A 24,457-nucleotide genomic window follows, 5' to 3' on the forward strand; every position below is an offset into this window, starting at 1 on the left:
GCGGGAAAATTCCGGCGGTCAGTTCTGGCTTGGTTACTTCTTATGGGTGAAAAGACTTCTATGCATTTACTGGGGGCCGAGGCGCTTGATCAGTGCGGCCAGTTCTTCGTGTTCCGCTTCCGTGCAGGCGGTCAGCGGGGTGCGCACCGGACCTGCATCGTGTCCGACGACACGCGCGCCGGCCTTGACGATACTGACTGCGTAACCGGCCTTGCGGTTCCGGATGGCCAGGTAAGGCAGGAAGAAATCGTCGATCAGCTTGCCGACGGTGGCGTGGTCTTCCCTGGCGATCGCGTGGTAGAAGTCCATCGCGGTCTTGGGGATGAAGTTGAACACGGCTGAGGAGTAGACCGGCACGCCCAGCGCCTTGTAAGCGGCCGCATAGACTTCCGCGGTCGGCAAGCCGCCGAGGTAGGTGAAGCGGTCGCCGAGGCGGCGGCGGATGGTGACCATGGATTCGATTTCACCGACACCGTCCTTGAAGCCGATCAGGTTCGGGCAGCGGTCGGCCAGGCGTTCCAGCATGTCGGCGTTGAGTCGGCAGACGCCGCGGTTATAGATGATGACGCCGAACTTGACCGATTTGCAGACGGCTTCGACGTGTTCGGCAATGCCTTCCTGGCTGGCTTCAGTCAGGTAATGCGGCATCAGCAGGATGCCGTGGGCGCCGAGGCGTTCGGCTTCCTGGGCGTAGCCGATGGCTGCGCGGGTGGCGCCGCCGGCGCCGGCGATGATCGGCACCTTGCCTTTGCAGGTATCCACGGCGGTGCGGATGATGTCCGAATATTCACCCGGCACCAGCGAAAAGAACTCACCCGTGCCGCCTGCCGCGAACAGCGCGCTGGCGCCGTAGGGAGCCAGCCATTCCAGGCGCTCGATATAGGTCTTCGGACGGAAGTCGCCTTGCTCGTCGAAGTCGGTCAGCGGGAAAGAGAGCAGGCCGGCGGAGAGGATTTGTTTCAGGTCTTGTGGTGTGTACATGTCGGTGTCGTAGATGCCAGTGATGAGAGAAAAGGATCGTCGCGCTTCAGGTCTTTTGAATTCGGATCAAGTTAAGATATCAGTCATCGTACAACATAGGCTAAAAGAAAGCCAGCAGTTTTTGCTGCTGGCCGGGTCAGGTTGCTCTTGCTGTTGCGTTGCTACCGTCTTGCTGTGGCACCTGTGCTGCTGCCGAATGGGCGCTTTGTTCAATGGACTAATTGTCTGACGCTTTTTCCGCTTGCTGCGCGCCGGCTGCCGACTCGGCGGCTTCCTGGGCGCGGCGCAGGCGTTCGCGGCTGTTGGTCAGGTGATTGCGCATGGCGGCGCGTGCGGCTTCGGTATCGCGGCGGGCGATGGCTTCGTAAATGTCTTCGTGTTCGCGCTGCACGCGGTCGAGGTAGCTTGCTTGCGGATCGCGCGCCAGTTCGGCAGTGTTGAGGCGCTTGCGCGGGATCACGCCGGCGCCGAGATGGCTCAGGATCTCGATGAAATAGCGGTTGCCGGTGGCGTTGGCGATCTGGAAGTGGAAGCGGAAGTCAGGGCCGACGGTATCGACGCCTTTTTTCAGGTTCTCATGGAAGGCGTCAAGCGCCTGGCGGATTTCCAGCAATTGAGCATCGCTGCGGCGTGCGGCGGCCAGGCCGGCGGTTTCGGTCTCGAGGCTGATGCGCAGTTCCAGCAGCGCCAGCAGGTCCTTCATCGTGGTGATGGTGGCCGGGTCGATATTGATGTTGCCGGCTTTTTGCGCTTCCAGCACGAAGGTGCCGATACCGTGCCGGGTTTCCACCAGTCCGGCCGCCTGCAGGCGCGAAATCGCTTCGCGCACCACGGTGCGGCTGACGCCTTGGGTCAGCATGATCTCGGACTCGGTGGGCAGCTTCTCGCCCGGCTTGATCGCGCCGTTGGAAATCATTTCAGAAATCGCACCGACCACTTCCTGCGACAGGCTTTGGGTCTTTTTGCGAGGACGCATCAGCGGGCTGGGGGTCTCGGTAACTTCCATTTTTTATAGGTCAGTTCGTGAAAGTGGCGTGAAATGTGGATCTGGACGCATCGCACGATGGGAGGTTATGCGACATCTTACCAGAGGATGACTGGTTTTCGTAGCGTGGAGTGAGCGCTCGACGGCAGCCTGGCGCCCGCCCGGCGGCTGTTTTTCTCGTGGCGCGCAGGCCTCAGTGTAGCCGATGGCGATGGCAAAATTGCATTTAAGAGTTTTCCTATATCGCCGGGCGCGGCAAAAAATCAGAATGCAAGGCATCCAACCACTTGCCGAAAGTTTGTCATGAGCAGCCTTCTCTGGATATTCGTTGCCTTCTGCGGGCTGGCCTGCGTGTTCAACCGCTTTGCCACCGCCGACCGCGTTGCCGCCACGCCCGAACAGGGTCGCCGCGATTTCATCGTCGACGTCTGCGACGGCGATCACCGCAAGGCTGCCCGTCTGGTCGAAGAAAAAAGTGCGCTGTTCCCGCATCTGGACGCCGTCCAGGCGCACCAGCTGGTGTATCAGGACATGCTGGACATCACGGCTGAAGAGCGCGCCGCAGCGCATGTCGCCATCAGGCGCTCGTCCCGCAAGGCAATGAGGGAAGAAACGGCCGCATGATTTCCATATGGCATTGCCAAGCCGGCTGAGCCGGCTTTTTTTACGTCCGTAAAAACATGTGCAAAAGACATGTTGATGCCTTGGCATCCCTTGCTGGACGCGGAATTCAGGCTTTCACATCGGTCCGGAGTTTGTGCTAGTATCGGTTTCATTGCCGTGAGGAAATCATGAAAACTATTGAGCTGGACACCGAATACACACTGGAAGATCGGGCTGAGAAAATCAGCGAGCGCAGCATCCCGAAGAAATCCGTGCGCGCCGTCGCCGAACCGGTCGATCCCAACGTCGAACTGACCGGCGAAGAGCTGCGCTGGATGTATAGCGTGTTCAAGGGCGACTTCCGCATCATTCCGCGCCGCGTGGTGCAAAGCGTGATCAGCAAGGGCCTGGGTATTCCCAATCTGGGCGGCGCCTTCAACCTGACCAACGCGGGCCGCAATGTATTCCGCCGTACGTCGCCGGCGGCCAATGATGAATTGCATATCATCAAATCGCGCTCCCGGCATCGCTCCAACTGGCGTCTGGGGTAAAGCGCGTCGGTATTGCCGTGCCTGATGACAGGCTGCGGCGGAGACGGAGTGCAGTACCGAAAGCAGTATTCGACATCGCGTCGGATGCTGCTTTTTTCATGGCGGGATGGTTTTTGTCGCGGACATAAAAAAACCCGGTGCCAGGGGAACCAGCACCGGGAAAGCTCGTCACTCCCCCGAAAAACCTGACTGCCGGAGACATGGTCTCCGACTTTGCGATGGCGCCTGAAGAGGAGAGGCTTCATGCGCCGGAACCGATAGGGATGCGAGTGACTTGACTGCATTCTTGCAAATCCGCACGGCGATTCATATCGAATAAATTCGAGATTTTCTAGATAGTTATTTTCTCAAAATTCAATATTTGTCCGGTCGTCTTCGCAAATAACTTAATTTTTTGTTTTGTAAATATTTTGCCTGTCAGTTTGTCGATGGCTGAATGCCGGGTGGGCAGGTCCGGCTCAAAAACGAATCACGGGAGCCGGGCGGCACGGCGCGCGGCCGAGAGGCGTGGGGAGCTTCCGGCGTGGCCGGCATGAGACGAAATGCGCACATATGGGCGCGTCGGCAGCGTTTCCGCCTCGGTGCTAGACTCATTTTTTCTCTCACCGAAGGAATCATCATGTCGAGTCGCTCCAGGTTGTTGTCTTTGTTCGCCGTTGCCGCATTGGCGTTGCCCGTGTTGGTCCAGGCGCAGAACGCCGCGCCCGGCAGGATCCGCGGCACCGTCGCCGCAGTCGGCAGCAATAGCGTTGACGTACTGACGCGCGAAGGGAAGAAACTGACGCTGGAATTGAACGATGCCACGCGTTATTCCTCGGTCAAGGCGCTCGAACTGGCGTCGATCAAGCAGGGCAGCTTTATCGGCACGGCCGGCAAGCCTACCGCCAACGGCGGCATCGAGGCGCTGGAAGTGGTGGTGTTTCCCGAAGAAGCGCGCGGCTCCGGTGAAGGGCACTATGACTGGGATCTGCTGCCGGGCAGCAGCATGACCAACGCCACCGTCTCGGCGGTGGTGTCGGGCAATGCAGGTCGTGATCTCGAACTGACCTACCAGGGCAAGAACATCAAGATCCAGGTGCCGAAGGATGTGCCGGTCGTGACCTTCGTGCCGGCCACGGTGCAGGACTTGAAACCTGGCCTGACGGTATTTGTGGTGGCGTCGCGCAGCGGCGAAGAGTGGAAGGCCGGACGTTTCGTGATTGAGAAGGACGGCGTCAAGCCGCCGATGTAAGGTAAGCGGGAGGCAGGCGGCAGGAGGCAGGGGCAGGATTGTTATGCCGCCATGGAATAAGCGAATGCGATATTGATCGTTTCCATGCGCATGTTTTCGCTTTAAAGTGCTGATGTCTCCTCAATAACCTCCTGGAAGAAGTTTTTGAGATTGAACCCGCCCGGCCCGCGCCCGGCGGGTTTTTTTTCACCAATCTATCCGGTTGCCGCCCAATAAATAATCAATCCGTCGCCGGGGCAGTTGCCGCAAGGGATTGCGACCATGCCCCACAGCTTGTCCACAGGGCTGTTCACAGGCGTTGTGGGTAACCCGGCGGTCAAGTCTGGGCAGAATGGCGTTTCGCGCGTACCATGGCGGCCGGGGCGTCCGTTCGGATGCCCGCATATGGCAAGCCCTACCTGGAGAACGCAGCAATGAGCAATGATTTGACCAAAGATGAATTTGACGCCCTCGGTCAGATCAGCCGCAAGGAACATCGCGGCCGCCCGAGTGCCTGCGTGGCGCGCAATACCAAGCGCCTGACCGGCATCAAGATGCTCGAATACACACGCGAAGGCCATCTGGCGCTGACGGAAAAGGGCTTGCAGACGCTGTTCATCTATCGCTGCATCGAAGCCTTGCGCGGCCTGGAAGCGGATGCCGAAGCGGTAGTCGACGCCGACGTCGCGATCTTCCTCGTTCGCAAGGGACACATCGTCGCCAGGGAAGGCGGCAAGCAGTTCGAAATCACCCAGCGCGGCCGCGAATCGCTGGCCGATATCGACGCCCAGTCGCGCTGATGGGTTGATGTGCTGACGCCTCGATCGCGGGGCGCAGCAGCCGTATCTCCTCTACGGGAACATCAGTTCCCGATCTCGTTTCTGCCCTCCGTTTCCTCCTCGTTTTTGTTCTTGTATCGCACCGGCCACAATGCCGTGCAGATCTAGGGAATTCCCCGATAGATTGCGGCCGTCTGCGTGTCTATGATGCACTCCATGGACAGACGGTTTGCAACGCGGCGACAGCCCAGCGACAACAGACCTTCTACGTAATCAAGCCAACGGAGGTCATATGCAATTCATCGTCGAAACAGTGCCCAACGACATCGCCCTGATGTTCGTCACTTACCTGGGTTTCTGCATGTTGCTGATGTACTTGTTCATCCGTGCCGATTGCGAATGGAACAAGCGTGAAATGAAGATGTCCCGTGAGCGCCTGCGCATGCTCTCGGCCGATCACGAAAAATCGGATCGCCTGCGCGAACTGACCGTCTGCTCGGTGCATCATGACGTCAACTGCGCATGCTTCCTGCGCGGCAACGATGCGGATGCGACCGGCAAGAATGCGGCCTGAACGGAGCTGACCCGGCTCGGCGCGCATGCGGTATGAGAAAATACGCGGATGAAATCATCAAACATTCGCCCCCTCATCCCGCTTGCGGATTACCAACGTATTTTTCGCGTCATTCACTCGGTACTCGATAGTGTCGACGCCAATATCCCTGCCGCGAGTTTTTTCTTCAGCGTCACCGCGGCGCAGATATTGAAAAAGTTTTACAAGAAGAATGCCTTCCCGGTCGCCGGTGCGGCGTTCTTCCTGATCAGTAAAGATGGCAGCGGCGCCTTGTCGTTCGGCACGCTGGACGGCGACAAGGTCGACAGCAACAGCGACGCGTTCCACTGCTGGGTGCAATGCGACGGTTATGCGCTGGACTTCATGGCGCCGGTATTTGAAGAATTGCTGGAAGACGCGGGCCATCCGATGGCGGTGCCGCGACAGATGTTCCAGAAGGACCTGGCGCGCATGTCGGCGTCGCCGACGGCATTGAGCGCACTGGGCGACTTCCGGCTGGAGCCGAACCTGGCGCTGACGCGGGAGTTGTTGCAGCAGTTCATGAACAAGCCGGCGCTGAGCAATCTTTCGCAGGTGTGCATGGACTGGTATCAGAAGCCGCCGAAGGAGCTGGGCAGCGGTCTGGTCATGCAGAACGCCGAAGGTGACGGCACCAGGATGACGCTGAGCCGCTTGCAGGTCACCGGCGCCTGGTGACGGCAGCAGTCAGGCATATGAATTTGGGGGAGAGGGGAAGTAGCAGCAAGAGTAGCAGCAGAAGTACGTACAGCACTTGGGGAAGTGAACTGTAGTAGTCGTCTTGAGGGGAAGCAGGAGCAGAGGAGAAGGGCGGGAGTGGTGCACCGGACGATTGGTCCGGCACACCGTGCAATCATGCATATCGGTTGCATGTATCGCGAAAGAGTAGACAGGATAAGCTGGCTTTGTGACTTGTTGATGACAGTGGCAACCATCCCAATTATGGTTGCGGCGAGATTCAGGAATCTGCAAAACCTTTTTTGAGTGTCACAAAGCCGTCATACGTTGTCGATAGAATCTCGTTCGTCTCCTCTAAACTTGCTTTAGATTCACCTGCGATACAGACGTATCGCAGGTTTTTTTTGCTCAGAATTTTGTACTGCTGCACATGGTGAATATGCTGCGGCAGTGTCGGTTAGCAGTCGATTTAGTAGCCAATGCCGGATAGTGGCGTCGTAACCCGGCTGCACGCACACGTCATGGAAGCCGCCAATCTCCCTGCTGGTGATCCAGCCCGGCGGCGCGGGGTGCGTCCTTGCCTCCAACTTGCTCAAGAATAACCAGGAATGGAATTTCCCTTGTTATCAACGACTTAAGTAAGTTCTCCAGTGCTTATCCACAGGCTTGCTACCAAAATGTGGGGATAACTTCCCGACAAATCCACAGCAAATTCGCATTATCCATCCTGTTCCAGCTTGCTTCAGCCGCCCTGCGGCGCGCCATCCGTATACGGCTCCACCTTGACCGAGCTCATGCTGTAGCCGGCGCTGCCCATCATCGTGTCGGAACGCTCGATCTTCAGCACGCCGCTGATCCAGACTGCATCCATGGTGCGGGTATTCTTGACCGGCTTGTTGCTGTGCACGTGGATGATCTGGTTGGCCGGCGGCGGCGGCACGTGGATGCAGGCGCCGAAATACGGCACCAGCAGGAATTCCTTCAAGGCCTCGCCTTCCCGCTCCAGTGAAACGACGAAGCCGGGGATGCGGATCGCCGCGCCGTTCATGGACGGATCGACGGGCGCGTTCTTCCAGTATTTCTTGGCTTTCCACAGCGCTTCCATGGCGCGCGGGTCGCCGTCTTCCATCTTGTCCAGCTTCAGGCCCTTGAACGGCGCCATGGCGTCCCAGTCCTTCGGCATGAGCGACTCCCAGGCGATTTCGCGGAAGCCGCCATCGCTCTTGCCGGATGGCTTGTAAGGCGTCTTTTGCAGGTCGGGCGCCTGTTGAAGGTGGTCGCCGACCTTGTATTGGGCGTTGTCGGAGTACGGAGCTGCTGCTGCAGCGGGCGCGGGCGCTTCGGCAACGGGTGCGGCCTTGGGCGCGTTCGGCGTCGCCGCCAGGTGCACCGAGTAACCGACCAGTAATCCGGCGGCCACGATGCCGCCTATCCAGGCAATGCTTTTCATGATGTTGCTTCGTCAAAGTTGCGGTATCGGGACCGCGAAATCAAATTCAAATCCGGGGCGTCAGGCCGTCGGCCAGGCTCAGCCGGTAGGCGCGCAGGCCAGGCAGCAGGCTGGCGACAAAGCCGGCGAGGACGGTCCAGCCCAGCAACTGCAACTCGCCCGCAGCCGGCAAGGCAGGATGCAATGTTACGCCAAATTGTGCGCTCAGGAAGGGGCCCAGCGCGAACAGCGCCAGCGTCAGCAGGACCGCGCCCAGCACCACGCCGGCCAGCATCACCGCCAGTCCTTCCAGCGCCAGCAGCAGGAACACGTCGCCCGGCCGCGCGCCTACCGAACGGAGCACCGCCAACTCGCGCCGCCGTTCGCCCAGGCTCGCCAGAATCGCCGACACCAGCCCGGCCAGGCCGACGATGACAACCATGCCCGATACCACCAGCAAGGCATTTTCGCCAATGCCGACCACTTGCCACAATTCGTCCAGCGCCACGCCCGGCAGCACCGCCATCAGCGGCTCGCTGTTGTCGTCGGCGATGTCGCGCTGGACGCCGAAGACTGTGGCGCGGCTTTTCAGGCCGACCAGTACGGCGGTGACGGTTTTCGGCGTGAGGTCGAATTTTTTCACCAGCGCCGGCGCAATCGACAGGCCCGGCATCGGCGCGCCCCCTTCCCAGTCGAGGTGGATCGCTTCCATCGCGTCGAGTCCGATATGCACGGTGCGGTCGACCGGCGTGCCGGTGCGCGCCAGGATGCCGGTGACGGTGAACGGTTTGTCCGCGTGGTCGGTCAGGTGCAGGCTGCCCATGCCGTGGCTCAGCACGATGCGGTCGCCCAGCTTGTAATGCAGGCGCTGCGCCACCTCCGCGCCGAGTACGGTTTCAAAGACGCTGCCGAAGACGCGCCCTTCGCCGAGTTGCAGCGGCTGACCGTCGCCGTAATGAAAATGTTTGAAATAGTCGCCATTGGTCGCCAGCACCGGGAAGCCGCGATGCGAATCCCCCAGCGACAGCGGAATGGTCCAGGCCACGGCGGGATTCTTCGCCAGCTTTTGCGCGCTGTCCCAGCCCATGTTGTTGGTGGCGCCGCCGATGCGGAAGATCGCGTACAGCATCAGCTGGACCGGGCTGGTGCGGGCGCCGACCACCAGGTCCGTGCCCGACACCGATTGCGAAAAACTGTCGCGCACTTCATGGCGCACGCGCTCGATGCCGAGCAGCATGGCGCTCGACAGCGCGATTGCCAGCAGCATCAGGCCCAGCGTATAGCGGCGATTCCAGGCGCTGCGCGCGGCCAGGCGGAACAGGAAGCTCATGCCGATTCCTCCGCACCAGCGCAGCGGTTGATGTCGTTGAGCGCGATGCAGCGATCGAAGCGTTCTGCCAGGCGCTGGTCGTGACTGACAAACACCAGGCTGGCGCCGGCCTGTTCGCACTCGTGCCGGATCAGGTTCAGGAAAGCCTGCTGGCGGTCGCTGTCGAGCGCCGAGGTCGGCTCGTCGGCGACCACGATTTCCGGCCGGCCGATCAGCGCGCGCGCCGCGGCCACGCGCTGTTGCTGGCCGATCGACAGTTGCGTTGCCGCCCGCGTCCACAGGTCCGGCGCCATGTCGAGGCTGCGCAGCAGCGATTCGGCAGCCGCGCGCAAATCGCTGCCCTGCGCCAGCGCGCGTTCGCGGCGCAAGGACGAGAAGCGGCAGGGCAGCAGCACGTTGTCGAGGATCGAGAGATAAGGAATCAGATTGAATTGCTGGAAGATGAAACCGATATGGTCGACGCGGAAACGATCGCGCCGCGATGCCGGCAACGCCTCCAGCGGCCGGCCGAGGATGGCGACGCTGCCGGCCTGGGCGCTGCTGATGCCGCCGATCAGCGCCAGCAAGGTGCTCTTGCCGCTGCCGCTGGGGCCGCTGACGAAGACTTGCTCGCGCGCCTGCACCTCGAACCGGTCCAGCGCCAGCGTCGGCGTTTTCTGGCCGGGCCAGGTGAAGGTGATGTCGCGCAAGGCGATGGCGGCGTCGCTCATATCGTGATGTTTGCTGGCTGAAAAATTAGGGGACGGCGATGCTGTTGGCGGCCGGCGTCAGTTTGGCGGCACCCTGGCGCTTGCCCGTGACCAGTTGCACGTCGATGCTGTTGAAGCCCTTGAACGTATCGAACAGGCGGACCTCGATTTTCTGCAGCCGTTCCGGATGGGCGCAGCGGAACGTGAAGTCGGCGTCGAGATCGGCGTGACCGTCATGGCCGGCTTGCGCCGCCGGTTTGGCCGCGGCAGGTTCACCCAACAACGCCGGATCAAGCGCGGCGGACTCCAATTTGACTCCACTGAGCTTGCATTCCGCTGACGGACTGGCGACGAACACGGCGCCGGCGTTGCGCAGATTTTTGGTCATGGCCTGGACGGCGGCCTTGTCCTTGGCGCTGTTGGCGGCATGCTCGAAGCCGACCAGGTTGACCAGCGGCGAATCGAGGTGCAGCGACAACGCCTGGCCGTCGAGCACGACGTCGAGCTTGCCGACGCCGTGGACATGCGCTTCATGGGCGTGGAGCAGCGAGGCGGAGGACAGCAGGGCAACGAGGGCGATTGTGTGGCGGAAGCGAGGATACATGGGCGTGATCTTTCTACAGGTGAGCTGCGCGGGACGATCCGCAAAGCGGAAAGCAGTCCCAGGCTGCATTTTGACCGGGTTGAAGGATTTCTTGGGGCTTTGTCACATCTTGCAACAATGTTGCATTATAATTCCAATTTTTCACCGAATTGCAACTCGGTTGCAGCTTAATTTTTGCCTTGATTGACCGGCAAGAAATTGACCGGACCCAGCAATCACCAACAAGAAAAACCCGTGCCCATGTTCTCCCGTCTCATTCAACAAACCAGCGTGCTTGCGCTGCCGTGGTGGCAGCGTGTGCTGCTGGTCGCGCCCGTGTGCCTGCTGCTGTGGCTGGGCGTGCTGTGGGCTTTGGGAGGGGATTGAACATGCCGGTCGCCATCTCGCTGGAAAACCTCACCGTCACCTACCGCCGCCATCCCGCCTTGCATCACGTCAGCGGGGAGTTCAAGCGCGGTTCGCTGACCGCCATTGTCGGCCCCAACGGCGCCGGCAAGAGTACGCTGCTGAAAACCATCATGGGCCAGGTCCGCTGCAACAGCGGCCGCGTCGTCACGCACCTGGCGGCCGGGCGCATCGCCTATCTGCCGCAGCAGGCCGAGATCGATCGCAGTTTCCCGATCTCGGTGCTCGATTGCGTGTTGCTGGGCTACTGGTCGCGCGCCGGGCTGTTCCGTCGCATGAGTCGCGACATGCTGCAACGCGCGGAAGAGGCATTGGCCGCGGTCGGACTCGACGGCTTCGCGCAGCGCGCCATCGCCAGCCTGTCGGTGGGGCAGTTCCAGCGCGTGCTGTTTGCACGCATCCTGTTGCAGGACGCCGAGCTGATTCTGCTGGACGAGCCGTTCAACGCCATCGACACCCGGACCACCAGCGATTTGCTGCGCATCATCCAGTCCTGGCACGCCGAGCAGCGCACGGTGATCGCCGTGCTGCACGACTACGACCAGGTGCGCAAGGCGTTCCCGCAATCGCTGCTGCTGGCGCGCAATGTGGTCGCCTGGGGCGAGACCGAAGGCGTGCTGTGCCATGAAAACCTGCACCGCGCACGCTCCATGGCCGAAGCGGTCGACGAGCATGCGCCGCTGTGTGCAGTCGATGTTGGCGATGAAAGGAGTGCGCCGCGATGACGCTGCTCCACGATTTTTATCAATTCGCGATCGCGCCGTTCCAGGAATTCGCCTTCATGCGCCGTGCGCTGGTGGCGACGCTGGCGCTGGCGTTGTCGAGTGCGCCGCTGGGCGTGATGCTGACGCTGCGCCGCATGAGCCTGTTCGGCGAAGCGCTGAGCCACGCGGTGTTGCCGGGCGTGGCCGCCGGTTTCATTTTCTTCGGCCTGTCGCTGCCGGCGCTGAGCATCGGCGGCTTCCTGGCGGGGGTGATCGTGGTGGCGCTGGCAGGCTGGATCAGCCGTCACACCGAACTCAAGGAAGACGCCAGTCTGGCCGCGGTCTACGTGGTAGCGCTGGCGCTCGGCGTGATCATGATCTCCGGGCACGGCACCCAGCTTGATCTGCTGCACATCCTGTTCGGCAACGTGCTCGGCGTCGACACCGAAGGCCTGCTGCTGGTGGCCGGCGTGTCCAGCCTGAGCGTGCTGCTGATGGCGGGTTTGTATCGCGGTCTCTTGCTGGAAAGTTTCGATCCGTCCTACCTGGCCGCCAGCGGCGGGCGCAATACGGTGTACCAGCAATTGTTCCTGATGCTGGTGGTACTGAACCTGGTGGCTTCGTTCCAGACATTGGGCACGCTCATGGCGGTCGGCCTGATGATGTTGCCGGCGGTATCGGCGCGGCTGTGGCACGACACCTTGCCGGCGCAGCTGGTCAACAGCGCCGTGCAGGCCGCGCTGGCCGGCTACGCCGGGCTGATGTTGTCGTATTACGCCTCGGTGCCGTCCGGGCCGGTGATCATCGTGTGCGCCGGCGGCTTCTATTTCCTGTCTTTGATCTTTGCCCCGCGCGGCTGGTTGCCGCGCATCCTGCGCCGGCCGCATCTGCGCGCTTAATCATTTTGGGAGTCACCGTGAAACTGTTTCGCCAGGTCTTTTTTTCGATCGCAGCCATGTTGGCCGTTCAGGGCGCATCCGCCGGGGACGCTCGCTTGCCGGTAGTGGCCAGCTTCAGCATCCTTGGCGACATCGTCGCCAACATCGGCGGCGATCGCATCACCGTCACCACGCTGGTCGGTCCCGACCAGGATGCACACGTGTTCCAGCCGGCTCCCGACCACATCAAATCGGTGGCGCGCGCCAGGCTGGTGGTCGTCAACGGCCTCGGCTTTGAAGGCTGGATGGACCGCGTGACCCAGTCGGCCAACTATCGCGGCGACATCGTGGTAGCGTCGAAGGGCATCGCAGTGCGCGACCGTGTCGAGGAGGAGCATGACCATGACGATCATGACGATCATGACGGACATGAGCACCATCACGGCAAGAACGATCCGCACGCCTGGCAGAATCCCGCCAATGTCGTGATCTACACGCAAAACATCGTCGCCGCGCTGAGCAAGCTCGATCCGTCCGGCGCCGCGCTGTATCGCAAGAACGGCGATGCTTACATCGCTGCGCTGACCGAGCTGGACCGCTGGGCCATGCGGCAGTTCGCGCAGTTCCCGCCGGCCAAGCGCAAGGTGATTACTTCGCATGACGCCTTCGAATATTTCGGCGCGCATTACGAGGTGCGCTTCCTGGCGCCGCAGGGCGTGTCGACCGACAGCGAGCCGAGCGCGAAGGAAGTCGCCAACCTGATCCGCCAGATCCGCAAGGAAAAAATCCGCGCCGTTTTCATCGAGAACATGAGCAGTCCCAAGCTGCTGCAACAGATCGGCAAGGAAGCCGGCGTCACGCTGGGCGGCAAGCTGTATGCGGATGCGCTGTCGCAGGCCGATGGTCCTGCGCCGACCTATCTGAAACTGATGCGCTACAACATCGAACAGTTGCTGGCGCAGATGAAGCTGAACTGATCCGCGGTTGACCCCGTGACGACGCCTGAAGGAGAGCGCCGTCACGTCTGCGCAACTTCGCGTATGCTTGTCGTTTTCCCTCACAACAACAGGAGATGACAAGATGGTCCACGTAGTCGCAATCATTACCGCCAAGCCCGGCAAACGCGAAGAACTGCTGAAACTGGTGCGCGCCAATCTGGCCGCCGTCCGCGCCGAACAGGGCTGTATCGATTACGGTCCGGTCATCGACGTGCCCGGCTTCGGCGGCGCCCAGGCCGAACTCGGCCCGGACACCTTCGCCTTCATCGAAAAATGGGAAAGCGCCGAGGCGCTCAAGGTCCACTTCACCCAACCGCACATGCTCGACTACCGCGACAAGTCAAAAGACCTGATCGCCAATCGCGCGGTTCACATCGTTGAATCGGCCGAGTAACGCTTGTCGGGATCGTAGGCTGATGCAACGCCCATCTGCATCAGCCACGCAATGAAGGTCTTGAGGGCATTGCCATTGGTTTCGCCGGTACGGTGCAACATGTGGAAGCCCTGGCCGTGCAACACCACTTCCGGAAACAGCTGACGCAGGCGACCGTGCGACAAGTCGTCGTCCACCAGCGCCAGCGATCCCATCGCAATCCCCAGATCAGTCGACGCCGCCTGCAAGCTCAGGAAAAAGTGCTCGTAACTGGTCCCCGGCAATTTCTTCTTCACCGGCACGCCGGCCTTGATCAGCCATTGCTGCCAGGCTTCCGCGCGCACGCTCAGGTGGATCAGCGAGGCTTGCAGCAGATCCGCCGGTTTGGTGATCGAATGCAGCTCCAGGTAGTGCGGCGAAGCCAGCGGCGCCGACACGTCGTCGAGGAAGCGCACGCATTCAAAGCCGCTGCGCTCCAGCGGGCTGCGCCACAACACCACGTCGAAGGGCGCCTTGAGGTCTTCGAAATGCTCGGAGACGGTGGTCGTCACGCGCACCTCGATGCGCGGGTTGTCGATCTGGAACTGCGACAACCGTGGAATCAGCCAGCGCATCGCCACCGATGGCGCGGTAATCACGCGCACGATGCGATTCTTGCCGGTCAGCGTCAGTTGCTCCGCCGCCATGGCGATGCGGTCAAGCGCGGCGCGCACCTCCGTGTAAAAGGCCTGCGCCGCTTCCGTTGCTTCCACGCCACGCGGCAAGCGGATAAACAAGGGCTGGCCGAAATGTTCTTCCAGCAATTTTATTTGCTGGCTGACTGCGCTGTGCGTGATGTGCAACTCGTGCGCGGCAATCGTCAGGCTGCGCGTGCGGACGGCCGCTTCGAATACTTTAAGCGCCTTCAAGGGCGGCAGGGAAAGGGACATGGTGTAAGTTTTTCTAATGCAGGTGTCGGAAAATATTGCTTTTTAAAGTGAAGGGTAGCCCCTATTCTCACTATCAATGCAACGTTATTCATGTGAGAGAAGAAAATGTCTACCTATCAATCCGCCGGTTTTTCTAATAATTTACAGAGTTTGCTGGAAGCTTTCCAGTTCTTTGTCGAGCGCGCTTTCAGTACGTCGGCCAAGACTGTTGACGGCGCGCTGTTCGACCTCAACGATGCTCCTTATCTGGAAGGCGTCACGAACCACGCCGAGATGGAACGCCGTTTGCGCGAACTCGATCGCGGCCATTTGCGCGCTCTGTCGGAACTGCAATCCCAGCTCTGATTTACCGTTGCTGCCGTCACGGCTGAAACAAGCTGAAATTCAGCTGCAATATTGAAGTGAAGCCAGAGATGTAAATGATGGGCGCCGGTTTCAACCTTGAAACCTGAAATGCGCCACCCTGGAGACCGAGCCGGAACGAACTGCTTCCCGGCTCGCGGCAATCAAGATGTCGTTCCGCATGCACGGGATATGACGACCCGCAGCAGACTGATCGCTGCCCTCTGACTCGACACCGCAATCATCGCCTGCGCAGGACCTGCTGCAGGCGGCGTGAATCCGCCCCATGTTTCCCCATGCCGTGATCGGCAGGCGGGGCATCGTCCCTGATTTTGACGAATGCGATAAGCTATGCGTTTGCCCTCGATGAACCAGATCTTCGCGAAGTAGTTGAAATGAAAAAAGCCGGCCCGGGAGACATTCCCGGAGCCGGCTCTTTTACGTGCCGAGGAAATACTCAGGCGCGCTTCTTCAGCAAATGCATGGGGCCGAACAGCTCCTGCATGCCGCTGTGGGCGATGAAGCTCAGATTGTAAGGATGCTCCGCCACCGCGCGCGGGAAGCGTTCCACTATCTTCAAGCCATGCAGCTCCTCGGCGATCTTGCCCCACAGGACCAGCGTCGGCAGTGTTTTCTTGTTTTCCTCGGCGTACTGCGCCAATCCCTTCAATACGGTTTCAAAGAACGGCTTCCAGGCTTTGGCATCCTTGACCGGCTTCACGTGCGTGCGGAACACCAGGCTGGCGTTGAGTAGCAGGAAGCCCTGTGCAGTCAGGTTGTCCTGCAGATCGGCCAGCGTCTGGATGGTGCCGGCGGTGTCGGCTTGCGCCTTGGCTGCGATGTCGAGCAGCGCGTCGCCGCTGGTCTTGTCGGCCGGCACGCGACCGTCGGCGACCAGCAGCATCTTCATGAAGTTGCGCAGCGACGTTGCACGGTTGACCTGTTTGGACAAGCCCTTGTCCGACCATAGCGAGCCGACCGCGCCATCCATGAAACAGACGCCGGTGGCGCTGGCGGCGCGTGGGTAGGGGCCTTCGCCGACCAGTACGTAGCGCACCTTGTCGATCGGCTGTTTGAAGGCGGCGAAGATGCGGCCTTCGGTCGGCAGGTAGGTGGCGTCTTGCACCAGCGCCGGCAAATAGTCGGAATCGAGGTCGGCGATGGCTTGCAGGCCGGTTTTCAGGATGGCGTGCCAGGATGGATCGGCAGTGGCGCAGAGATCGAGCAGGGCGGAAGGAACGGTAGCCGGCATGAGTGAAGGATTGCTGAAGGTTGATCGGGAAAGAAAAGCTGCCCGCAGCATAAATCGATGCGGGCAGCCGGGATGCTGCAGGACGGAAGCGAATTACGCCACGGCCACCGTATCGTCGCCCGCAGCGCCGAACAATTGCTGCTTGAGCTGATGCAGCTGGTCGCGCACCTTGGCGGCTTTTTCGAATTCCAGGTTCTTGGCGTGGTCCTGCATGAGCTTTTCGAGGCGCTTGATTTCCTTGCTGACCTGCTTCTCGCTCATGGCCTCGTAGTTGGCCTGTTCCTGCGCCACCATCAGTTCCACGCGCGCTTCCTGCGGGCTGTAGACGCCATCGATCAGTTCGCGGATTTCCTTCTTGATGCCCATCGGCGTGATGCCGTTGGCTTCGTTGAAGGCAACCTGCTTGGCGCGGCGGCGTTCGGTTTCGCCGATGGCCTTTTGCATCGAATCGGTGACCTTGTCGCCGTACAGGATCGCCATGCCGTTCAGGTTGCGCGCCGCGCGGCCGATGGTCTGGATCAGGCTGCGCTCGGAACGCAGGAAGCCTTCCTTGTCGGCATCGAGAATCGCCACCAGGGAGACTTCGGGAATATCCAGGCCTTCGCGCAGCAGGTTGATGCCGACCAGTACATCGAAGGTGCCGAGGCGCAGGTCGCGGATGATTTCAACGCGTTCGACGGTGTCGATGTCGCTGTGCAGATAGCGCACCTTGATGCCGTTGTCGCTGAGGAATTCAGTCAATTGCTCCGACATGCGCTTGGTCAGCGTCGTCACCAGCACGCGCTCGTTCTTCTTCACGCGAATGGTGATTTCCTGCATCAGGTCGTCGACCTGCGTGGTCGCGGGACGCACGGTAATCAGCGGGTCGACCAGGCCGGTCGGGCGCACCACTTGCTCGACCACCTGATCGGAGTGGGTGTTTTCATATTCCGCCGGCGTGGCCGAGACGAAAATGGTCTGGCGCATCTTGCCCTGGAACTCGTCGAACTTGAGCGGCCGGTTGTCCAGCGCCGACGGCAAGCGGAAACCATAGTCGACCAGGTTGGTCTTGCGCGCGCGGTCGCCGTTGTACATGCCGTTCAACTGGCCGATCAGCACGTGCGACTCGTCGAGGAACATGATCGCATCCGGCGGCAGGTAGTCCACCAGTGTCGGCGGCGGATCGCCGGCCTTGGCGCCGGACAGGTGGCGCGAATAGTTTTCGATGCCTTTGGTGAAGCCGATCTCGGTCATCATTTCAATATCGAAGCGGGTGCGCTGTTCGAGACGTTGCTCTTCGATCAGTTTGTTTTCCTTGCGGAAAAATTCCAGTCGTTCGCGCAGTTCGTCCTTGATGGTTTCGATGGCGCGCAGCACGGTCGCGCGCGGCGTCACGTAGTGCGAACCCGGGTAGACGGTGAAGCGCGGGATCTTCTGGCGCACGCGGCCGGTCAGCGGATCGAACAATTGCAGGCTGTCGATCTCGTCGTCGAACATTTCGATGCGCACCGCCAGCTCGGCATGCTCGGCCGGGAACACGTCGATGGTGTCGCCGCGCACGCGGAAGGTACCGCGGCCGAAATCGACTTCGTTGCGCGAATATTGCATCTGGATCAGGCGCGCGATGACGTCGCGCTGGCTGACCTTGTCCTTGGCGCGCAAGGTCAGGATCATCTGGTGGTATTCGTTGGGGTTACCGATACCGTAAATCGCCGACACGGTTGCCACAATGACAACGTCGCGTCGTTCCATCAGCGACTTGGTGCACGACAGGCGCATCTGTTCGATGTGCTCATTGATCGAGGAATCCTTTTCGATGAACAGATCGCGCTGCGGGACGTAGGCTTCCGGTTGGTAGTAATCGTAGTAGCTGACGAAATATTCCACCGCATTTTGCGGAAAGAACTCGCGAAATTCGCTGTAAAGCTGCGCCGCCAGCGTTTTATTCGGCGCGAAGATGATCGCCGGCCGTCCGAGGCGGGCGATGGTGTTGGCCATCGTATATGTCTTGCCCGAGCCGGTAACGCCCAGCAAGGTCTGGAAGAACAAACCGTCATGTACCCCTTCGACCAGCTTGTCGATGGCGGCCGGCTGGTCGCCGGCAGGCGGGAAGGGCTGGTACAGACGGTAAGGTGAATCCGGAAACGTCAGGAACTTGCTCTCGTCGAGCGTAGAAGATGCTGCGGAAACGGGGGATAAATCAGCCATTGTCATTCGACCTTTGGTAAAATTACGTGTTGCAAAACGGTGCTCGGCTCGCGGCTTTGCCCTGCATCCATCCCGACTGCAATCTACGTTTGCAGCTAACTTTTTATGTTATCACGATGAACGCACCTCTCTCAGCCTCCTCCTCCCTTTTCACCGCCATCGAAATGGCGCCCCGCGACCCTATCCTCGGCATTACCGATGCATACAATGCCGACAAGAATCCAGGCAAAACCAACCTCGGCGTCGGCGTCTATTACGACGATAACGGCAAGGTGCCGCTGCTGGAATGCGTGAAAAAAGCGGAAGCTGAACTGGCCGCCAAACTGGCGCCGCGTACCTACTTGCCGATCGATGGTCTGGCAACGTACGACAAGGCAGTCCAGGAACTGGTATTTGGTGCCGACAGCGCGGTTGTTCAAGAGAAGCGTGCGATCACCGTGCAAGCCTTGGGCGGCACCGGCGCACTGAAGCTTGGCGCCGATTTCATCAAACATTTCTCGCCGGCATCGACCCAGATCTGGATCAGCGACCCAAGCTGGGAAAATCATCGCGCGCTGTTCGAGATGGCCGGTTTCACCGTCAACAACTATCCGTACTACGACCCGGCCACCCGCGGCGTAAACTTCACCGGCATGCTGGATGCGCTCAAGACCATGGCGGCCGGCTCGGTCGTGCTGCTGCACGCTTGCTGCCACAACCCGACCGGCGCCGACCTGACCGCCGATCAATGGACGCAAGTCATTGAAGTAGTGACCTCGCGCGGCCTGATTCCGTTCCTCGACATGGCCTATCAAGGCTTCGGCGACGGCATCGAAGAAGACGGCAAGGTCGTGCGTCGCTTCGCCGAAGCCGGCGGTCCGCTGTTCGTGTCGAACTCGTTCTCGAAGTCGTTCTCGCTGTACGGCGAGCGCGTCGGCGCGCTGAGCATCGTCGCCTCGACCAATGAAGAAGCAGCCCGCGTGCTGTCGCAACTCAAGCGCGTGGTGCGCACCAACTATTCCAACCCGCCGATCCATGGTGGTCAGGTTGTCGCGACTGCGCTGGCCTCGCCAGAACTGCGCGCCCTGTGGGAAAGCGAACTTGCCGAGATGCGCGTGCGCATCCGTGAAATGCGCCAGCTGCTGGTTGCGAAGCTGAAAGAAAAAGCGCCTGCGCACGATTTCGACTTCGTCATCAAGCAACGCGGCATGTTCTCGTACTCGGGCCTGACCAAGGCGCAAGTCGAGCGTCTGCGCAATGAGTTCTCGATCTACGCCGTCGACACCGGCCGCATCTGCGTGGCCGCACTGAACACCAAGAACATCGATGCCGTCGTTGACGCCATCGCCAAGGTGCTCTGAATCGGGGAGTGCATTCCGGCCTGAAAATGGCCGGGATGCAAAAAGGTTTTGACAGTAATTAAAATTCCGGTCATAATCTTTTTCTCTGCTGTTCCCTGATAGCTCAGTTGGTAGAGCGACGGACTGTTAATCCGCAGGTCCCTGGTTCGAGTCCAGGTCGGGGAGCCAAAAAATTCGAAGAAGCCTCGCATCCGTGCGGGGCTTTTTCAATTCCGGAAGAGCGTTTCTGCATGTCGCCGATATGGTTCGCGGCGAGTACTGTGGTTCATTTTTGGAATTGTTTTTCTTGTCGCGCGTTGTCCGCAATGCGCGATGAAAAAGAGGGCGGCGCGTAGCGAATTATTTAGCAATTTTCTGTCGTGGAAATATAGCCGCGAAGGAAAATTTAGTTCATAATCGCGCCCTCAGCTGTTCCCTGATAGCTCAGTTGGTAGAGCGACGGACTGTTAATCCGCAGGTCCCTGGTTCGAGTCCAGGTCGGGGAGCCATAATTACTTTAGTTTTAGAAAACAATGAGTTACGCCATTTCGGCGAAGCTCATTTTTTTTGTCCAAAATTTGAGTATTTCTCTAAGTCTTTGAGTTAAAAGGCGATTTGCGTTATTTTCGTGGTTCTTCTTTCGATCGGGGTAGGCCATGAAAAGCGAAGCTGGCGGCAAAAAGACCAAACGCTCACCTCCGAGCGCCAAAATAATCAAGAACATGACTGTGGAAAGCGATCTTCCCGAAGGGGCCGAGATCGTGGGCTTGTCTCGAACTTTTGTAAGTCTTTTTAAAAAAGATATTCAGGAAAAGTTTCTCCCGAAATTTAAAAAAGATTGAGTTCAGATTTCTTAACTTCCCTAAATTTTCTGAATGAATGCTTAATGTCGAGAGAACACCTATTGGAGGCGCTGGAGCAGCATATGCGGCGCCAGAATGTACATGGTCTATATAGCCTTTCCATGGATCACTCTCCGAGTGAGCAGTTAACTGGCGAAACGTGGCATACGACAGTATTAATAATGTCTTCTCACATGCAGCACGAAATGCTTGCTGTTAGGCTCGCTCGTAGACTTCGCCATAAAACCGGCATTTTGATGAAATGGACGAATGCCTCAAAAAAATATCGAGACTGCTTTCTGTCTGTTTTTTTTGAAGAGCTAAATGTAAGCCCAGCTGTTTCGGTATTTGCGATTTCGGCGAAAGAGGGGGAGATCAGAGATTCGGCGGAGCATTTCATCCGCGAGCTTGGTTTACAACAACACTACAACAGAGTTGAGACTTTAGCGGGGAAAATTCGTGTTGAAATTGGGCCGCTTATGAATGTCACCAAGGGAGAGAAGGTCACTATTTCGCTGTCTGAAAATAGAGCGTTAATGGGACTTTTTATTGCTCATTTCGTGATCAGAATGCAGAGTTGTATGTATGAGGCTGCGAAAAATATTAATCAGGTCTCTATGATTAATTTAAATTTTCTCGGAGACAAATTTCCTGGCCCGCCCGGACAAGAAATGGATTTAATGTTTCAAGCGTTAACGAGTTTTAGCAGGGCAACAGGGCGAATTGCATGGGGCTATTTTGGTGAAAGCGATACCGAGCAAATGGACTTATTAGCAGACAATTTAGCGGGCGCTTTGAACGCCATGCATCGCAAACAAGGCGATTTTCCAGGATTTAATAGCGACAAAATGGATTCGGGATTGTTTTATTGGGAGGTATGGTCGGCATAGGTTCGCAGATCATCGATCAGTTGGAGGCTTGCTTAAGGAGAGAATTTAGATTTTTGGGCGTCTTTGACAGGAGAGTGTGCTCGGAGGCGGTGAGGTGAGGCGGGAGTTGGACGCTTAGCGTAAAAATCTTCAAGGTTCGTAGTGAGTACGGTTCGGGGAGCCAAAAAATTCGAAAGCCTCGCATCCGTGCGGGGCTTTTTCGTTGGCCGGCGCCAAACGCTCGCCTGCAGCCCCGAAAATTTGCAGGTATGCTGGCGCACTTCGACCGGAGATTGCGCATGATAGAAATCGAAGCAACCATCTTGTGGGTGCGCGGCAGCGACGAGGCGTTCATCGACAATCGCTACAGCCGGGTGCATCGCTGGCGTTTCGATGGGGGCGTGGAAGTGCCGGCGTCGTCATCGCCGCATATCGTTCCCTTGCCGTATTCCTCGGCCGACAACGTCGATCCGGAGGAGGCCTATCTGGCGTCGCTGTCGAGTTGCCATATGCTGACTTTCCTGGCGATTGCGGCCAAGCAGGGTTTCGTGGTCGACAGCTATGTCGATCGCGCAAGCGCCGTGATGGAAAAGAACGCCAAGGGCAAACTGATGGTCAGCAAGGCGACCTTGCAGCCGGTCATCGCGTACCGCGGCCGCGTGCCGACGCCGGATGAGGACGAGGCCCTGCATCATGCGGCGCATGAGCAATGCTTCCTGGCCAATTCGGTGCTGACCGAGATTGCGGTTGTGCCGACCTCGACGGCAACGGAAGCCTGACGGACCGGCGTTTTTTCATGAGCGCATAAGCATATTCGGACAAGTTGCTTGACTTCGCTATCTGTATCGAATATAAATACAGTATGAAGTCGAGTCGATTTGCCGTGGCGGCACACATATTGGTCAGCGTGGAGCACGCGACCCGGGGAGGAGAAGCGTTCTTGTCCTCTGCCGCCATCGCGACCAGCGTCAACACCAATCCGGTGTTTGTACGCGAATTGCTGCGCAAGTTGTCGAAGGCGCATCTAGTCGTGACCAAGGAAGGCAAGGGCGGCGGCGCGCAGTTGGCGCGGCCGGCCTCGCAAATCAACCTGGCGGAAATCTACCAGGCGGTGGAAGAAGAGCCGGTGCTCAAGCACAATACCCGGCCCAAGGATCCTTGTTGCCGCGTCAGTTGCGGCATGGACATGGCGCTGGATCCGGTGATTTCCGAAGTCGAAGGCGCGATGTTGAAAGTATTGAAAGGCAGGAAACTGTCCGAGCTGGTCAGCACGATCTGCGACTAGCAAGCCGGCCGGATCAGCAATGAAATTCACGACAAGGCCGATTGGTTGACAATCAGGCCTTGCACATAGATAAGGCGAAGAGCCACATACAGGGATGTTCGAAAAAGGAGGATCGGTCAACGGTCCTCATTTTTATTTCAAAACTGTCATTAAAAATAAGACAGTTTGAACGGCGGGCATCTGCAAGACGGGCGACGAAACACGCAAGACATCACACACAATCGGTCCAACGCGCGGGGTAGCGCAGGGCCAAACAGATTCAGGAGTTTTCAATGGAAAAGAATATCGCGGTAAATAACGCGCCCGGTGTCGCACACGACCCGCTCAGCGCGGCGGAAAACGCGGCCTCGCCTTTGCGTTCGTGGTTGTCGGTGGTCGCAGTGGCGACCGGCGCCTTTGCGTTTGTGACGACCGAGTTTTTGCCGGTCGGCCTGTTGCCGCAGATCGCGCATGATCTCGGCGTATCGCCGGGCACCGCCGGCCTGATGGTGACGACGCCCGGCGTGGTCGCCGCCATTTCGGCGCCGGGCCTGATGCTCGGAGCAGGGCGCATCAACCGCCGTTTCATCTTGCTGATGCTGTCGGTGCTGTTGCTGGCATCGAACCTGGTATCGGCGTTTGCACCGTCGTTCGGCGTGATGCTGCTCGGCCGTGCACTGCTGGGCGCAGCGCTGGGCGGTTTCTGGACATTGGCGCTGGCGACTGCCGGCCGTCTGGTGCGCCAGGAGCATGCAGCCAAGGCGACGGCGATGATCCTCAGCGGCGTGACGTTCGCGACCGTGATCGGCGTGCCGCTGGGTACCTTCATCAGCGGCTTGTCGTCGTGGCGCGCTTCGTTCATCGCGACCGGCATCCTGGCCGCGCTGGCACTGGCGGCGCAAACCTTGCTGTTGCCGTCGCTGCCATCCAAGGCGGCAATCCGCTTCCGCGATCTGACCACGCTGGTGAGCCGTCGCAATCCACGCAAGAGCTTGCTGATGGTGGCATTGGTGTTCGGCGCGCATTTTTCGTCGTACACCTATATCGCGCCTTTCCTCGGCCAGAACGGTTTCAGCCTGACGCTGATCACTTCGGTGCTGCTGGCGTTCGGCTTCGTCGGCTTCGTGTCGAACCTGGTGATTTCGGCCTTTGTCACGCGCCACTTGCAGGCATCGTTGTTCTCCGTGGTGGTGTTGCTGATGCTGGCTCTGTTCGCCATGCCGCTGGTGCATGCGTCGCAACTCGGCGTGACCGCGATGGTGATCGCCTGGGGCGTGGCTTTCGGCGCGATCCCGCTGTGCCTGAGCATCTGGCTGCAACTGTCGTCGCCGGATTTGCCTGAAGCCGGTTCGGCGTTGTTCGTCAGCATCGTGCAGGTCGCCATCGCCGTCGGTTCCTTCGTCGGCGGTGTGGTGGTGGATGCCGTGGGCATTCCATCCACCCTGTGGCTGGGCAGCGCACTGGGCCTGCTGGGCCTGATTGCGATTGCCAGCTTCGGCATGGGCAACAAGAAGCTTGATGAAATATTAAGCAAGTAGCAACGAAAGCCCATGCGCTGAAACGCACGGGCTTTTTTCATTGGTGAAGTCGTCACGCCGAACGCGGAACTAGTCGCCGCAGCGCCTTTCACATCATCATGATGTGCGGTCATATTGACCGTATTG

27 protein-coding genes and 2 tRNA genes are annotated in these 24,457 nt (G+C 59.3%); 20 read left to right on the plus strand and 9 right to left on the minus strand.

Annotation, left to right across the window (positions count from 1 at the left end):
* Positions 1-66: 66 nt before the first annotated feature.
* Both kdgD and DXT88_RS08930 read right to left on the minus strand, forming a co-directional pair.
* A complete protein-coding gene (gene kdgD, locus DXT88_RS08925; protein ID WP_265212807.1) occupies positions 67-981 on the minus strand; it encodes a 5-dehydro-4-deoxyglucarate dehydratase in 915 nt (304 codons plus the stop codon).
* A 217-nt stretch (positions 982-1,198) separates the two neighbouring features.
* Positions 1,199-1,987 (minus strand): FadR/GntR family transcriptional regulator, encoded by a 789-nt coding sequence (locus tag DXT88_RS08930; RefSeq protein WP_029363953.1) that lies wholly within the window; start codon positions 1,985-1,987, stop codon positions 1,199-1,201.
* Between the two features lie 282 nt (positions 1,988-2,269).
* Between DXT88_RS08930 and DXT88_RS08935 the strand changes: the two genes are divergently transcribed.
* The 6 genes from DXT88_RS08935 to DXT88_RS08960 all read left to right on the plus strand — a co-directional run bounded on the left by DXT88_RS08935 (position 2,270) and on the right by DXT88_RS08960 (position 6,379).
* Positions 2,270-2,590 (plus strand): hypothetical protein, encoded by a 321-nt coding sequence (locus DXT88_RS08935; protein ID WP_265212810.1) that lies wholly within the window; start codon positions 2,270-2,272, stop codon positions 2,588-2,590.
* 167 nt (positions 2,591-2,757) lie between these two features.
* A complete protein-coding gene (locus DXT88_RS08940; RefSeq protein ID WP_016836297.1) occupies positions 2,758-3,120 on the plus strand; it encodes a hypothetical protein in 363 nt (120 codons plus the stop codon).
* Between the two features lie 619 nt (positions 3,121-3,739).
* Positions 3,740-4,351 (plus strand): hypothetical protein, encoded by a 612-nt coding sequence (locus DXT88_RS08945; protein WP_265212812.1) that lies wholly within the window; start codon positions 3,740-3,742, stop codon positions 4,349-4,351.
* A gap of 413 nt (positions 4,352-4,764) precedes the next feature.
* On the plus strand, positions 4,765-5,130 hold the full coding sequence (locus tag DXT88_RS08950) for a hypothetical protein (protein WP_016836295.1): 366 nt from the start codon (positions 4,765-4,767) through the stop codon (positions 5,128-5,130).
* Between the two features lie 271 nt (positions 5,131-5,401).
* The gene (locus DXT88_RS08955; RefSeq protein ID WP_016836294.1) at positions 5,402-5,683 is read left to right on the plus strand and encodes a hypothetical protein; all 282 of its coding nucleotides are present in this window, start codon (positions 5,402-5,404) and stop codon (positions 5,681-5,683) included.
* Positions 5,684-5,731: 48 nt separating this feature from the next.
* On the plus strand, positions 5,732-6,379 hold the full coding sequence (locus tag DXT88_RS08960) for a DUF2026 domain-containing protein (RefSeq protein WP_265212815.1): 648 nt from the start codon (positions 5,732-5,734) through the stop codon (positions 6,377-6,379).
* Positions 6,380-7,121: 742 nt separating this feature from the next.
* Here DXT88_RS08960 and DXT88_RS08965 read toward each other — a convergent pair.
* The 4 genes from DXT88_RS08965 to DXT88_RS08980 are packed head-to-tail and all read right to left on the minus strand — an operon-like array spanning position 7,122 to position 10,431.
* Positions 7,122-7,829 carry a DUF3299 domain-containing protein gene (locus DXT88_RS08965; protein ID WP_016836292.1) on the minus strand — a complete coding sequence of 236 codons (708 nt, stop codon included), beginning with the start codon at positions 7,827-7,829 and terminating at the stop codon, positions 7,122-7,124.
* 46 nt (positions 7,830-7,875) lie between these two features.
* Positions 7,876-9,138 carry an ABC transporter permease gene (locus DXT88_RS08970; RefSeq protein ID WP_265212817.1) on the minus strand — a complete coding sequence of 421 codons (1,263 nt, stop codon included), beginning with the start codon at positions 9,136-9,138 and terminating at the stop codon, positions 7,876-7,878.
* Positions 9,135-9,848 carry an ABC transporter ATP-binding protein gene (locus DXT88_RS08975; RefSeq protein WP_265212820.1) on the minus strand — a complete coding sequence of 238 codons (714 nt, stop codon included), beginning with the start codon at positions 9,846-9,848 and terminating at the stop codon, positions 9,135-9,137. The genes DXT88_RS08970 and DXT88_RS08975 overlap by 4 nt, the downstream gene beginning before the upstream one ends.
* A gap of 25 nt (positions 9,849-9,873) precedes the next feature.
* Positions 9,874-10,431 carry a DUF2796 domain-containing protein gene (locus tag DXT88_RS08980; RefSeq protein ID WP_265212821.1) on the minus strand — a complete coding sequence of 186 codons (558 nt, stop codon included), beginning with the start codon at positions 10,429-10,431 and terminating at the stop codon, positions 9,874-9,876.
* 240 nt (positions 10,432-10,671) lie between these two features.
* Between DXT88_RS08980 and DXT88_RS08985 the strand changes: the two genes are divergently transcribed.
* From DXT88_RS08985 to DXT88_RS09005, 5 genes are all read left to right on the plus strand, one after another.
* Positions 10,672-10,797 (plus strand): hypothetical protein, encoded by a 126-nt coding sequence (locus tag DXT88_RS08985; RefSeq protein WP_265212823.1) that lies wholly within the window; start codon positions 10,672-10,674, stop codon positions 10,795-10,797.
* A 2-nt stretch (positions 10,798-10,799) separates the two neighbouring features.
* On the plus strand, positions 10,800-11,561 hold the full coding sequence (gene aztA, locus DXT88_RS08990) for a zinc ABC transporter ATP-binding protein AztA (RefSeq protein WP_265212825.1): 762 nt from the start codon (positions 10,800-10,802) through the stop codon (positions 11,559-11,561).
* Positions 11,558-12,439 (plus strand): metal ABC transporter permease, encoded by an 882-nt coding sequence (locus DXT88_RS08995; RefSeq protein WP_265212827.1) that lies wholly within the window; start codon positions 11,558-11,560, stop codon positions 12,437-12,439. Before aztA ends, DXT88_RS08995 begins: the two co-directional genes overlap by 4 nt.
* Before the next feature lie 17 nt (positions 12,440-12,456).
* On the plus strand, positions 12,457-13,395 hold the full coding sequence (locus DXT88_RS09000; protein WP_265212829.1) for a metal ABC transporter substrate-binding protein: 939 nt from the start codon (positions 12,457-12,459) through the stop codon (positions 13,393-13,395).
* A 103-nt stretch (positions 13,396-13,498) separates the two neighbouring features.
* Positions 13,499-13,810, plus strand: a complete 312-nt coding sequence (locus tag DXT88_RS09005) for a putative quinol monooxygenase (RefSeq protein WP_265212831.1) — start codon at positions 13,499-13,501, stop codon at positions 13,808-13,810.
* Here the strand turns inward: DXT88_RS09005 and DXT88_RS09010 are convergent.
* On the minus strand, positions 13,786-14,718 hold the full coding sequence (locus DXT88_RS09010; RefSeq protein WP_029363948.1) for a LysR substrate-binding domain-containing protein: 933 nt from the start codon (positions 14,716-14,718) through the stop codon (positions 13,786-13,788). The two genes, DXT88_RS09005 and DXT88_RS09010, sit on opposite strands and share 25 nt — an antisense overlap.
* 105 nt (positions 14,719-14,823) lie before the next feature.
* Here DXT88_RS09010 and DXT88_RS09015 point away from each other — a divergent pair, with 105 nt between their 5' ends.
* A complete protein-coding gene (locus DXT88_RS09015) occupies positions 14,824-15,063 on the plus strand; it encodes a hypothetical protein (protein ID WP_029363947.1) in 240 nt (79 codons plus the stop codon).
* 454 nt (positions 15,064-15,517) lie between these two features.
* Here DXT88_RS09015 and DXT88_RS09020 read toward each other — a convergent pair whose 3' ends face one another.
* Positions 15,518-16,312, minus strand: a complete 795-nt coding sequence (locus DXT88_RS09020) for a uracil-DNA glycosylase family protein (RefSeq protein ID WP_265212833.1) — start codon at positions 16,310-16,312, stop codon at positions 15,518-15,520.
* A 93-nt stretch (positions 16,313-16,405) separates the two neighbouring features.
* Complete coding sequence (gene uvrB / locus DXT88_RS09025; protein WP_265212835.1) at positions 16,406-18,499, minus strand: excinuclease ABC subunit UvrB; 2,094 nt, start codon at positions 18,497-18,499, stop codon at positions 16,406-16,408.
* A gap of 116 nt (positions 18,500-18,615) precedes the next feature.
* Here uvrB and DXT88_RS09030 point away from each other — a divergent pair, with 116 nt between their 5' ends.
* The 8 genes from DXT88_RS09030 (at position 18,616) to DXT88_RS09065 (ending at position 24,331) form a co-directional block, all read left to right on the plus strand.
* A complete protein-coding gene (locus DXT88_RS09030; protein WP_265212837.1) occupies positions 18,616-19,839 on the plus strand; it encodes an amino acid aminotransferase in 1,224 nt (407 codons plus the stop codon).
* Between the two features lie 92 nt (positions 19,840-19,931).
* A tRNA-Asn gene (locus DXT88_RS09035) sits at positions 19,932-20,007 on the plus strand.
* Between the two features lie 244 nt (positions 20,008-20,251).
* Positions 20,252-20,327: transfer RNA gene (locus DXT88_RS09040), tRNA-Asn, on the plus strand.
* Between the two features lie 147 nt (positions 20,328-20,474).
* Positions 20,475-20,660 carry a hypothetical protein gene (locus DXT88_RS09045; protein ID WP_265212839.1) on the plus strand — a complete coding sequence of 62 codons (186 nt, stop codon included), beginning with the start codon at positions 20,475-20,477 and terminating at the stop codon, positions 20,658-20,660.
* 44 nt (positions 20,661-20,704) lie between these two features.
* Positions 20,705-21,550, plus strand: coding sequence for a hypothetical protein (locus tag DXT88_RS09050; RefSeq protein ID WP_265212841.1), 846 nt, complete (start codon positions 20,705-20,707; stop codon positions 21,548-21,550).
* A gap of 278 nt (positions 21,551-21,828) precedes the next feature.
* Positions 21,829-22,308: an OsmC family protein gene (locus DXT88_RS09055; protein ID WP_265212843.1), complete on the plus strand. Its 480-nt coding sequence runs from the start codon at positions 21,829-21,831 to the stop codon at positions 22,306-22,308.
* Between the two features lie 83 nt (positions 22,309-22,391).
* On the plus strand, positions 22,392-22,814 hold the full coding sequence (locus DXT88_RS09060; protein WP_040503841.1) for an Rrf2 family transcriptional regulator: 423 nt from the start codon (positions 22,392-22,394) through the stop codon (positions 22,812-22,814).
* Positions 22,815-23,086: 272 nt separating this feature from the next.
* Entirely contained in the window at positions 23,087-24,331 is a 1,245-nt protein-coding gene (locus DXT88_RS09065) for an MFS transporter (protein ID WP_016836276.1), read from the plus strand.
* The last annotated feature ends 126 nt before the right edge of the window (positions 24,332-24,457 follow it).

Origin of the sequence: Herbaspirillum lusitanum, from assembly GCF_026127345.1 — a bacterium.
Lineage (GTDB): Bacteria > Pseudomonadota > Gammaproteobacteria > Burkholderiales > Burkholderiaceae_D > Herbaspirillum > Herbaspirillum lusitanum.